The sequence below is a fragment of the Helicobacter sp. 13S00401-1 genome, assembly GCF_002272925.1.
Lineage (GTDB): Bacteria > Campylobacterota > Campylobacteria > Campylobacterales > Helicobacteraceae > Helicobacter_I.
Window position 1 is genome coordinate 60039 of the sequence record NZ_MLAR01000002.1, and the last position, 11925, is coordinate 71963.

At 34.9% G+C, this 11925-nt stretch carries 9 protein-coding genes; 1 reads left to right on the top strand and 8 read right to left on the bottom strand.

The features are described 5' to 3' along the window. Nucleotides 1-11 precede the first annotated feature (11 nt). On the bottom strand, nt 12-1004 hold the full coding sequence (locus BKH43_RS01620) for a c-type cytochrome (protein ID WP_095227855.1): 993 nt from the start codon (nt 1002-1004) through the stop codon (nt 12-14). 211 nt (nt 1005-1215) lie between these two features. Between BKH43_RS01620 and BKH43_RS01625 the strand changes: the two genes are divergently transcribed. Beyond that, nucleotides 1216-1998, top strand: coding sequence for a methyltransferase domain-containing protein (locus tag BKH43_RS01625; protein ID WP_095227857.1), 783 nt, complete (start codon nt 1216-1218; stop codon nt 1996-1998). A gap of 5 nt (nt 1999-2003) precedes the next feature. On the opposite strand, the gene BKH43_RS08695 is transcribed toward BKH43_RS01625, so the two are convergent. From BKH43_RS08695 to BKH43_RS01660, 7 genes are all read right to left on the bottom strand, one after another. Next, nucleotides 2004-2507: a tetratricopeptide repeat protein gene (locus tag BKH43_RS08695; protein WP_095227859.1), complete on the bottom strand. Its 504-nt coding sequence runs from the start codon at nt 2505-2507 to the stop codon at nt 2004-2006. 157 nt (nt 2508-2664) lie between these two features. Continuing rightward, on the bottom strand, nt 2665-3912 hold the full coding sequence (locus BKH43_RS01635; protein ID WP_095227861.1) for a glycosyltransferase family 10: 1248 nt from the start codon (nt 3910-3912) through the stop codon (nt 2665-2667). 28 nt (nt 3913-3940) lie between these two features. Beyond that, nucleotides 3941-4408: an acetolactate synthase small subunit gene (gene ilvN, locus BKH43_RS01640; RefSeq protein WP_095227863.1), complete on the bottom strand. Its 468-nt coding sequence runs from the start codon at nt 4406-4408 to the stop codon at nt 3941-3943. A 9-nt stretch (nt 4409-4417) separates the two neighbouring features. Further along, on the bottom strand, nt 4418-6148 hold the full coding sequence (locus BKH43_RS01645) for an acetolactate synthase large subunit (protein ID WP_095227865.1): 1731 nt from the start codon (nt 6146-6148) through the stop codon (nt 4418-4420). 70 nt (nt 6149-6218) lie between these two features. Next, nucleotides 6219-8732: a ribonuclease catalytic domain-containing protein gene (locus tag BKH43_RS01650; RefSeq protein WP_095227867.1), complete on the bottom strand. Its 2514-nt coding sequence runs from the start codon at nt 8730-8732 to the stop codon at nt 6219-6221. Between the two features lie 7 nt (nt 8733-8739). Beyond that, nucleotides 8740-10734 carry an ATP-dependent helicase gene (locus BKH43_RS01655; protein ID WP_095227869.1) on the bottom strand — a complete coding sequence of 665 codons (1995 nt, stop codon included), beginning with the start codon at nt 10732-10734 and terminating at the stop codon, nt 8740-8742. A 128-nt stretch (nt 10735-10862) separates the two neighbouring features. Next, nucleotides 10863-11918: a hypothetical protein gene (locus tag BKH43_RS01660; protein ID WP_095227871.1), complete on the bottom strand. Its 1056-nt coding sequence runs from the start codon at nt 11916-11918 to the stop codon at nt 10863-10865. Nucleotides 11919-11925: the final 7 nt, after the last annotated feature.

Genomic DNA, 11925 nt, shown 5'->3' on the forward strand with positions numbered 1-11925 from the left:
ATACGCACAAACTAGTGTCCTACCATCTCTTTATAAGGGCCAAATCTATGCTCTTTTTCATTAAACTTATCTTCATAAGGACCAACATCACTATCAACTGGCTTAACTCTTAAGTCTGGAAAGTCTTTTTCGCGGTTAGGAAAGACTGGGCGAGGTTGAGTGTTGATATAAGCACATACATCATAGCTTTCCTCTAAGGTTAAGTTAGCATCACCTTTAGGCATATTAGCTTTAACATAGGCTGCACACTTTTTAAGTCTATACATACCTGCTCCTGTGTTATAGCTATCTTTACCCCAAAGTGGTGGGAAAGTATAGTAGTCCCCTTTAGCAGCAGCTACATTTTTTACGCCCTCACCATCTATACCATGACAAGCAGCACAAGAGTTATCATAAACTAGCTTACCTTTTTTAGGGCTTGCTGCCCTGTCAAGATTAGCTATCTTTGGGATGCCCTGCCCCTTAGTCTTAGCCCCAACTGGTATACCTTGACTTAAAAAGTGCATATAAGCCATCATGGCCTTCATCTCTTTAGAATCAACTGGTACTATCTTACCGTTCATACTTCTTACCATACAGCCATTTATCCTATCTTCTAAGCTTGTGACTTTATCGCTTCTTGCTTGCCATGCTGGGAAGCGTCCTAGGATTCCAACATAGCCTCCTTGATTAGCCACAGTGCCTCCAAGGGCATGACAGCTTGAACATGAAAGGTGGTTACCTGCGAAGCGTTTACTTTTATCTTTTGCATCTGGTCCTATGTAGAGATGGGTTTCATTCATTATCTTAGAGCCAAGTATCACAGCATCTGTATAAGGGGACTTAGGAAGCTTAGAAGCATCTATGCTGCCATCATCTTTATTTATAGCATCTGGCACCTTCCACTGTGCTTCTGGTAGTTTGATACCTGTTTCTTGTTTTTCTTTCATGGTTGTCGGAGAAAATGCATAAAGGCCACTAAGTGCCAAAATACTAATGCTTAAGGCTATAGTTTTAAGTCTCATCATAAGCTCCTCTAATCAAAATATGAATAAATATTAATATTTATAAAGTTAAATTTACGATAAAACTACAACTAACAAGCATAAAAAGTAAATAAAATAGTAATAAATCTACATATCAAGATAAAAAGTGTTATTTTTCCTTACTATCATTGCTTGCAATATGATCGCTTTTTAGTAAACTAAATATATAAATATTCTTTAGGAGTGAAGAATGACAACACAGTGGAATCCAGACCTTTATCTAAGATTTCAAAGTGAGCGGACTAAACCTGCCTTAGACCTAGCTAATATGATAAATATCAAGCATGCCCTAAGGATATTAGATGTTGGCTGTGGACCAGGTAATAGTACTTCTGTGCTTAGAAAAAAGTACGAAAATGCTTACATAGTAGGTATAGATAACTCTATAGCTATGATAGAAAAAGCAAAAAACACCTATAGTGATATAGACTTTTTATGTATGAATGTAGAAAATGCCAAGGAGCTATGTAGTAATGGAGGTAAGTTTGATATAGTTTTTTCTAATGCTTGCTTACAATGGGTAAATGACCATAAAAATTTACTCCCTTTTTTAATGTCACTTTTAAAAAGTGATGGAATCTTAGCAGTGCAAATCCCTGATAAACCAAAAGCTATCATAAATACTATACTAACTGAAATCTCTAACATGCCAAAGTGGAATGAAAGCTTTAAAGATATAAGAAGTTATCACGCTTTAAGTGTTAATGAGTACTTTGATGTCCTAGCAACCTGCACTAAGGACTTTGAGATAAAAGAGACTATATACATGCACCGCTTGCCAGATATAGATTCCATCATCACTTGGTATAAAGCAACTGGTCTTAAGCCCTACTTAGAAAGGCTAGAAGGAGACTTGCAAGCAGAGTTTTTAGAAGATGTCTTAAAAGAGTTAAGGCTACACTTTAAGCCTCAGTGTAATGGCGAGATACTCCTCCCCTTCCCTAGAATCTTTTTGCTAGGCAAGGCTTTTTAGTATGGCTAGTAGTTGATGCGCTTATAAGCAAAACAGCCATCTGCATACTCCATATCACAAGACCTTTTAAAGTAAGTCTTTGCCATATCTAAACTTTTTGATACGCCCTTACCATACTCATAAATAAACCCAAGGTTATAGCAGCCTTCAGCATCTCCAAGGCTACAAGCCTTAGCTGAAAACTCTTTTGCTTTATGATAGTCTTGCTTTACGCCTTCTCCATAGTAGTAAACTGAAGCCGCCTGTGTGCAAGTAAACCCAAGTCCTTGCATATTCCTCATCCCAAGATTACAAGCTTTAGCATAGTACTTAGCAGCCTTAGAGTTATCTATCTTTACACCTTCTCCATACTTATAAGAATGAGCAAGATTAAAGCAATTTATAGCATCACCTGCATCACACTTTTTTTGCAAACCTTTAATACTGCTAGGCAAAGTAAAATCTGAAGCTGCGTATATAAAAGTACTAACAAACATCAAAGTTAAAAATCCACAAACTACCCTTTTCATCCTACTAGTCCAGTTAAGTTTTATCTATCCTTGTTTTGATTTTAACAAAGATAAAAGTGCATCTATATAAAAAGAGGTAAAAATAAACTTTATCTTTACTATAAAAGTTACTATTAGGTAGGTATAGATTCTAAAGTATTTTAAAGTATAAAAAGTGCTACTTTTTTTTACAACTACGTTCATCCTCACTAGGTGCAAGCTCTAAACGCAGACTAAATAAGTTCTCTTTTTGGGATGTATCATCTATAGGTAAGCCCAAGTTTGGCTTACCCCCCCCCCCCCCCCGAGAAATTAGCCTTTTTAGCTTTTTTGCAGTTCTGTATAGGCTTAGGCTAGAGTTAAAAGCAGTATTCATTAGGGCAAAAGACTTTTTGTATGTCTTTAGTTTTTCATATCTTCTTATTAGCGTTTCATACTCTACAAAGTTGTTATATTCATCAAGTTTTATCTCAACAAGCCTTTTTAAAAAGTGCTCCCTTCTAGCTTGGTACCACTCTTTAAAGTACACCTTTCCATCTTCTATGATGTAGCGTAAAAATGCTTCTACCTCAGCTCTTTTTCTATCTACATAGTTTGGATCTAAAAAAGCAGGCTCTTTTAACATGCTTAAATATAAGTCTTTGTTGTTATCAACATACTTTATATACTCTATTAAAGAGGCTTCATCTTTAAAGTCATGGGCGTTTATAAAAGCCTTTGGATTATAGATTCCATCTTTGGCGATGTTTGGGTCTCCCCAGTAGATTGGCACAGTTTTAGCAGCAAAGGCATCAAGTATCTTTTCAGTTATATAGCCATATCCTGAAGTGTTTTCATAGGCTATATTAAACTTAGTTTTAGATAAAAACTCTAACTTATTATCAACTGGCTTTTTATTAGGCAAGTTATTTGCAAATCTTCCACCACTAAGGATGTGCTTATACTTTGAAAGATTAGTAAAAAGAGAGTTTCTAATCTCACAGTAGCCATTACTAACCACAAAAGATCCAAAGTCTCTATCAAACATAGAATCTGTTATATTTTCATGCTTAATATTAGCCTCTAAAGCCGTATCATGCAAAAGTGATATAGAAAACTGAATATAGCGCTTATCAAAGGTTATATGATCAAAACCTATAGCGTAGTCAAACTCATTAAACTCTGGTGTTACATGCTCACCTATAACTAATAGCTTTTTTACCTTATCATACATCTGATGAGTATGCTCTACATCAAAAACTGAGCATATTAAAAGATCTAATTGTTTTGGGTCAAAGCACTCTTCAACCCTATAAAACTTACTTAAGATCCTAACTATAATATTATTTTCAAAGTCTGGGCTCCACCAGTTTAGAACTCTAGCTTTTATGAGTTTCTTTTTACCCTCTTGCACATTGCCTAACTTGTTATTTAATAAATCTTTCATAAATCTCTTATAGTACTTTTTTATAAAGCTAGTTTTTATCCATGACTACTACACCACTTCTTATCATATCTTTTGGATTAAACTGCTTTAAGGTGTTTTTTAACTCGCTTATCTTTTTAGGTGTATCACTTACGCTAAAGACTATATACTTTGAACTCATACTTACTATGTGATGATTACAGTAAGAGATTAAAGACTTAATCGTTTCTAGATTCTCATTTATCTCAAACTTTAAAAGTGCTAGCTCCTCGGTAATAACATCTTCACTCTCTCCTACACTCACTACTGGTATAAGTTTATGAAGCTGTTTTATGATTTGTTCTAAGACTTTTTCATCTCCCCTAGTAGATATACTTACATAAGAGAAATTACCATCCATAAGAGGGGCAACTGTAAGGCTTTCTATATTATAACCTCGCCCTGCAAAAAGACCTGAGATTCTAGCTAGGACGCTGTGTTCATTTAGAACTGTTAGTGATATTACTCTTTTTTGCATTTTCTTTCCTTACTCAAGTATCATCTTATAAAGTGGATTCCCACCTGGGACCATAGGAAATACCTTCTCTAATGGCTCTATAGCAACATTTAACAAGCTAGATTCTGGATAATCTATAGCTTTTTGAAGTATGTCTTTAAAATCTTCTTTAGTACTAGCACTAAGTCCTAAAAGCCCAAAAGATGAAGTTAGGGCATCAAAGTTTGGTTGGGTTAAAGTAACGCTTGAAAGCCTGTTTTCATAAAAGATCTCTTGCCACTGTCTAACCATACCTAAGTAGCCATTATTTAGCACTATATTTATACACTTTATGCCAGTTTCTTTTAAGGTCATAAGCTCTTGAATGTTCATTAATATACCGCCATCACCACTTATACTAACTACTATCTTATCTGTATTTTCTAAGGCTACTGCAGCTCCAAGGGCTGCTGGTAAACCAAAGCCCATAGTCCCTAGTCCACCGCTAGTTATAAACTGCCTTTTAGAATCTAGAGGGTAAAACTGTGCTGCCCACATCTGATGTTGACCAACATCAGTTACTATAACTGCCTTGCTGCCAAAAACTCTGCCTAACTCTTCTATAACCCACTGAGGTTTTAAAACACTATCGCTATCAGCATACTTTAAAGGGTGAGTTTGCTTCCACTTTGTAAGCTTAGCTAGAAAGCTTTCTTGTTCTATAAAAGACTTAACTTCTTCTTTGCTTTGATCAACATAGGCCTCGCTAATTAAGATTCTAAGTTCTTTATTAAGCTCTTGTAAAACTAGCCTTAAGTCTCCAACTATAGGATATTTAACATCTATAATCTTTCCTATAGAGCTAGGGTCTACATCTATATGAGCTATCTTTGCAAACTTAGCAAACTCACTTACTTTTCCAGTTACCCTATCATCAAAACGAGCTCCTAAAGATATAAGCAAGTCACACTCACTAACTGCCATGTTAGCCGCGTAAGTTCCATGCATACCTAGCATGCCTAAAAAGTTCTCATCATTTTGAGTAACACCTCTTGCCATAAGTGTTTCAACACTAGGCATCTTGGTTAAGGTTAAAAAAGTTTTTATCTCTTCATAAGCATCACTACTTACTGCCCCTCCTCCTATGTAAGCAAGTGGCGCTTTAGATTCCATGATTAGATTAGCTAGCTTTTTTATCTGTCTTGAGTTACCTTTCAAAGTAGGTCTATAGCTTGGTATATCTATCTTGGTTGGATAAACAAAAGGCGCTTTAGCTGCGCTTATATCTTTTGGAAGGTCTATTAAAACAGGGCCTGGTCTGCCAGTGCGTGCTATATAAAAGGCCTCTTTTAAGATACGAGGAAAGTCAGCTATATCTTTTACAAGGTAGTTATGTTTAGTACAAGGACGAGAGATTCCAACTGCATCTATCTCTTGAAAGGCATCAGTTCCTATTTGGGTTATAGGTACTTGCCCGCTTATAACTACGAGAGGGACAGAATCTGTATAAGCTGTAGCTATACCAGTTATAGCATTAGTAAAGCCTGGGCCACTAGTGATGATAGCAACCCCTACTTTTCCACTAGCCCTAGCATAACCATCAGCAGCGTGCACTGCTCCTTGCTCATGACGGGTTAGTATGTGTCTAAAATAAGTCTGCTTATAAATCTCATCATAGACATTAAGCACTGCCCCACCAGGATAGCCAAATACTACTTCTACTCCTTCTTTATGCAAGGCTTCTACTAGCATAGAAGAGCCATTTATGATATCTTTTTGCATTATCGTCCTTTAAGTTTATAGCGATACAGGCTTGATTATAGCAATAAAATAAAGAGGTTTTAGCTTAAAATCACCCACAAACCGCCCTAATCTCCCTGGTAAAAATATCAGATTCTATAAGCCTTGCACTTTGGGTGCTAAAAAGACTTAGTTCACTTTTACTAAAAAGTGTAATATTTGCATTTTTTAACACCCCTTCTTTTACATAGGCTTTATAAACTTTGTAGTCTTTAGAATCTAATGTTTTTAGCAAAGCTTCTTCTAGCTTTTCTAAAACTATGACTTCTAGCTCTAAGTTATTAACCTCTTTAAGCTTGGTGCTTAAAAGTCTTATCTTTTCACTTAGCCTTTGTATCTTTAGGCTAACTTTTTCTAACTTTTCTTCTTTTTGTAACTCTTCTTCTTTGCTTATAACTTCAAGCTGTGCTTTTAAGCCTTCTAAGCTCACCTCCATAAAGCCTAGCTCATCTTGACTAGCTAAAAACTCTTTTGCCTTCCTAGCAAGCTTTATGTTTAAAAACTCTCTACTAGCTAGTTTTATGCTGTAGTTTTGCATATTTAAAAACTCTAAAGCACTTAAAACTTCAAGCCTAGCAAACTTAGAGCCTATGGCATTATCCCCATAAACATAGCTACTTAGAATCTTATGTACTAGTAAGTCACTAAAGCGTCTTATAGGCGAAGTAAAGTGAGTATAGGCTTCAAAGCCTAGTGCAAAATGAGGCTTTAAAGTAGCATCATATATAGCCCTTGGCATAGAACGTATAGTTAGACTATCTACTAAGTCAGCAATCCCAAGCTTTTCTCCTTGGGCTTGAAAGCTTTTAAGCATCTTTAAAGTATCACGACTATTAGTCTTTTTAAGTCCTAGAAGTTGTAAGTCTTTTTCTAAGATCTTAAGTTTTTTTACTTCCATGGGATTATGAGTTCTAAAGATGGAGTTAGGTAGGCGGGCTAAAACTTTAGCTGCTTCAATGTTTGCTAAAAGCATGGCCTCTTCTATCATGTGATAGGCGTAGTTTTTGCCCTCTAAGTCAAAGTTAAAGCCAGTTTCAAGCCTTTTTTTTCTAAGTTTTATGCTTAAAGCCTTAAAGCTTTTTATGGAAGAAAAACTTACACTTGATAGAATCTTAGATTCTCTAACTTTGATAGAGCTTATCTTCTTAGGCTTTTTAAGCTTACCTTTTTTAGTAAACCTTGCTTTTAAAGGACTAAAACTAAGCACATCAAAAACACTTTCATAATCAGTCTTTAACTTAGATCTAATAACTGCTTTAAAAAGCCTAGAATCTAAAACTTTCAAAGTCCTTTTATGAAGCTTTATCTCAAAAACAAAAGCTAATCTATCTTTGCCTTCTTGCAAACTACAAGCATCACTACTTAAGATAGCTGGCAGCATAGGAAAAACATCTTCTCCCATATAAATACTAAAGCCTTTAGTCTTAGCTTCATCATAAAGCCTAGAAAAGTTAGGCACAAACTCACTTACATCAGCTATAGCTACATAAAGCGTTGAACGTAAACTATCAAAGTAAAAAGCATCATCTACATCTTTTGCACTCTTTGGGTCTATACTACAAAAAAGAAATGCCCTTAAGTCATAACGCAGTTTAGAATCTAAGGTCTTTTTAAGATAAGCTTTACTAAATCTAGCAAAGGATAAGTTTTTATCACAAGCTAGGCTTTTTGCCATGTGGTTTGCTTCATTTAAAGCTTCTTTACTAAAAGCGCTTTTTTTATACTCTAACTTTGCATCACTTCCTTCATGGACATTAAAAACATCGCCTGCATCAAACTTTGGATGATAAAGATCAAAAAGTGCCATGGCAAATAAGCAATCTGTCCCCTCATCTTCTAAACATCCTAGTGTTTGCAAGATATTATTAGCCTTGCTTAAGACTACTAAGGTGTCAGTTTTTATAGCTGAAGTTCCCTTATAGCTTGTAATGATAGGAGTAAGCCCAGCAAGCCTTAAAAAAAGTGGTACTTTTTTACCAACTGAAGATGCCCCTACTTTTAAAGCAAGGCTAGTTTTAGGAACTCCTTTTATAAGCGGACTACTACTACTATCAACTCTAGTAAAAAGCCCTAGATTTAAAAAACTATAAACCTTGCACAAAAAGACAGTCTTACTTTTTATATTAACCGCTAGGAAGATATCTCCATCCTTACCGCCTACATCCCCTTTTATATGCACTCTTTTTGCCTTGCCTATACTAAAAGCTTGCATGAGATTAGTTGTTAGATCTTTATAAACCCTAACAAAAGAAAAAGCGGGCTTTAAAGCTATAGAATCTGTCTTTATCTCAAAGCAAGAAAACTTAGAGTTAAGCTTTAAAGCTAGACTTAGTGTTTCTTTAGTGCGATTAATAGGACTTTTTGATATAGCATAGATAAAAGCTTTTATAGCACTAGGATTAATACTACTTAGATCTATAGAAACTTTAGCTACCTCACCTGCCCTACCTTTATACTTTTTTTGTTTTTGCCTTTTATTTCTTGAGCGCTTTTTTTGGCTTAGGGCATTTCTTTCTCGTTTTGATTCTGCGCTTTTTGCTTTTTTTCTCTCTTGCTTAGTAAACATCTCTCTCCTAAAAAAAAGCTTTAGTATCTATAAGCCTTGCTTCTTTTAAAAAGATGGAGGGTTTATAGTCTATATTTTTATACCTATCAAACTTAGCATAACTTAGTATAAGCCTACTCTTAGCCCTAGTTGCAGCCACATAAAAAAGTCTTCTTTCCTCTTCTAAAGACCCACTTTTTGCCATAAGCTTTAAGTTAGGAAAGCGTCCTTGCATCAAGTCTATTACAAAAACACACTCAAACTCTAAGCCCTTACTTGCATGCACTGATAAGAGATTAACCCCCTTGCCAACTGAAGCCTCACTACTATCCATAGTAAGCATATTCAAAAAAGCCTTCATATCAGTATAGTTACTACTTAGTTGTTGAAGCAAATCAAATCTAACTTTTATCCTACTTAAACTTTCTTCTTTCAAGCTTTCATTAATGCTTCCATCTTTTTGCCTAGCCCTAGATGTACTTAAAAAATCCACATAGCCTTTTACAAACTCTGAGTTATAAATATAGCCTAGTGCGTACTTTAACTCTCTAAAAGTAGAGTAACCTTTAAAAAGCAAGTAAAGGTTTTGAAGATGAAGTGCTCCTTCAGTTGTTAGCTTTGAGTGTTTTAAAATAGGATGGGTTTTAAACTCATCTTTTAGTCTACTAACTTCTATCTTGCTTTCTTCAAAAAGTGAAGTGGTGTTGTAAGGATTATTATTAGTAGCTGGTCTTAGCAAGCCTTGTATGATATCTCCATTTCCTAGTTTTAAAAGGGCATCAAAGATATCTTTTGCGACATTAGAACTTATGGCCTTATTTATATCAAGTACGTGTAAAAAGCCCATGACATCTTTTGGATTAGCCAAAATCGCACATATATTTAAACAAAGCCCTATCTCTTTAGAATCAAAAAATGAGCTACTTCCCCTCCTCTTACTTGCCACACCAACTGCCCTAAGGCAGGCTTGAAGACCATCTGCACTTGCATTATTTCTATAAATTATAGCTATGTCATCATGCTCCATTTTTGCATTAGCTATGATTTTTGAGATGGCATTATACTGCTCATAGAGGTCTTCATAAACTAGTAATTTTGGCTTATTAAACTCGCCTTTTTTTATAACTTCTAAGCGTTTGGGGTAGATTCTAGGATTATGCTCTATGACTGTGTTTGCTAGCTCTAAGATATGTTCACTGCTTCTATAATTTTTATTAAGCGAGTAAACTTTTGCATCGCTAAAGTCTTTGGTAAAATCAGTGATTATTTGAATATCAGCGCCATTAAAACCATATATACTTTGATCATAATCTCCTACGCAAAAAAGACTTTGTGGGCTTAAGGCTTTTAAGATAGAGTACTGAAGCGGGTTAGTATCTTGATACTCATCGCATAAAACTTCAGTAAAAAGCACTTCATTATTTAGCCTTTTATTAAGTACTTCTTCTCTATAAAAAACTAGTAAATCATTATAATCAGCATAGTTATAGCTTTTTTTTAAGTCATTAAACTCTAAAAAAAGTCTCTCATAGATATTAGAAAACTCTCCTCCTCCTTCTGATTTTGTATTTTTAGATTCCAAAAAGTCACTAAAGCTTTTAGGGAAGGCAGAGTTTATATAAAAGCTATAGCTATCATAAAGGTGCTGGTAGCTATAGGCTTCTTTATTATTTAATAAGTACTTATCATAGATACTTTTAAAAAGCATCTTTAACTCGCGTGGGGTTTTAAGACTTATATGCCTAGTTTCTTTTAAGTATTTATAAGCTACACCATGAAACGTGCCTGCATGTATACTTTGTGCAACATCTTTTGAAGTGAGATTTTCTAATCTAGCTATCATTTCTTTTGAAGCTTTATTAGTAAAGGTTAAAAGCAATATTTTAGAAGGGGCTATGCCCAGGGTTAGAAGATGTTTTATGCGATTAACTATAGTGGAAGTTTTACCTGTGCCTGCACTTGCTATTATTAGGTTATGACCTAAGGGGGCATTTATCGCAGCAAGCTGTTCTTCATTAAGCATCTTTTACCTTTTTGCTAGGCTTAGTATATATTCACAGCCCATCAATCTTTTAAGGGCAACATACCACGTAAAAAAAGTTTTGCAAGAATCTAATCTTAGATTCTCACAAAAGCTAAAATATGCAGGGTTTAAAAACTAGAGATTTTAAAGTCATACTGACTTGCAAAGATCTTTAAGCCCTTATCTAAGTCAGCATTTGTAAGTTCACTTGCAGATTTTTTAACCATGTCTACACTTGCATTATGCATAGTAGGCTTTTCGCTTATCTTAATATCAAGATACTTTTTATTAGATCTAAGTGCTAAAAAGAACTCATTAGCTAAAGTATTCATTAAAGAAATAGCTTCTGGGTCTGAAACAGCTTGAGGTATCATCATCATAGATATAGTCTGTAAACCTGCTACTGCTGAGTTAAAGTCTATCTTCTGGCTAGGATTACTGCCATTGTTCATAAACTCTAATATGGTAGTTTTTATGATGCCCATATCTAAGACTAACTCTAGCTTTCCTATCCTATAATCACTTGGCGCTTTTAAAGCCATAGAGTTTTTCTTATCAAAGATTTTCATAGACTTATAAGCACTATCATGCTTATAACCACTAAAGTTTAGCTTATACTCGGCATTAGATGCATTAAATACACAATTTGATGTGCTTTTATACTCTAGTCCTTCTATCTTATCTATGTTTTTACACTCTAGCTTATTAGGTATCAAAGGCTTTAAATTATCTCTTAAAGAGATATAAAAGTCAGACTTTTTATCTATTATAAGATTAAGTTTAGAATCTATGCGATTAGAGTTTATAGCTTCATTTGCACTAAAGTCTTGTATGAAGTTTTTCTTTTTAGCGCTATCGCTAATCTTACAATTTGCCTTATCTCCATTAAGCTCACACTTTAAGTCACTTTGTTTCAAACCTGTGAGAGATAAAAAAGTACTAAGTTCATAGTTTAAGCTAGGAGTTATATAAGATGGCATGGAGTTTACAAAAGATGACATAGTATTAGTTAAAGACTGGAGCTCTTTTAACGCTGAGGCTTGCGCGCTATCTTGTGGAGGACTACTTAGATTCATAGCGCCCATACTAGTAGAATCTGTATCAACAGATCCTGCATCATTAGCTGCTGCAAACAGCGCTCCACTTAAGCTTAATGATACTAACACCACTTTGAAAAACTTCATTATCTAA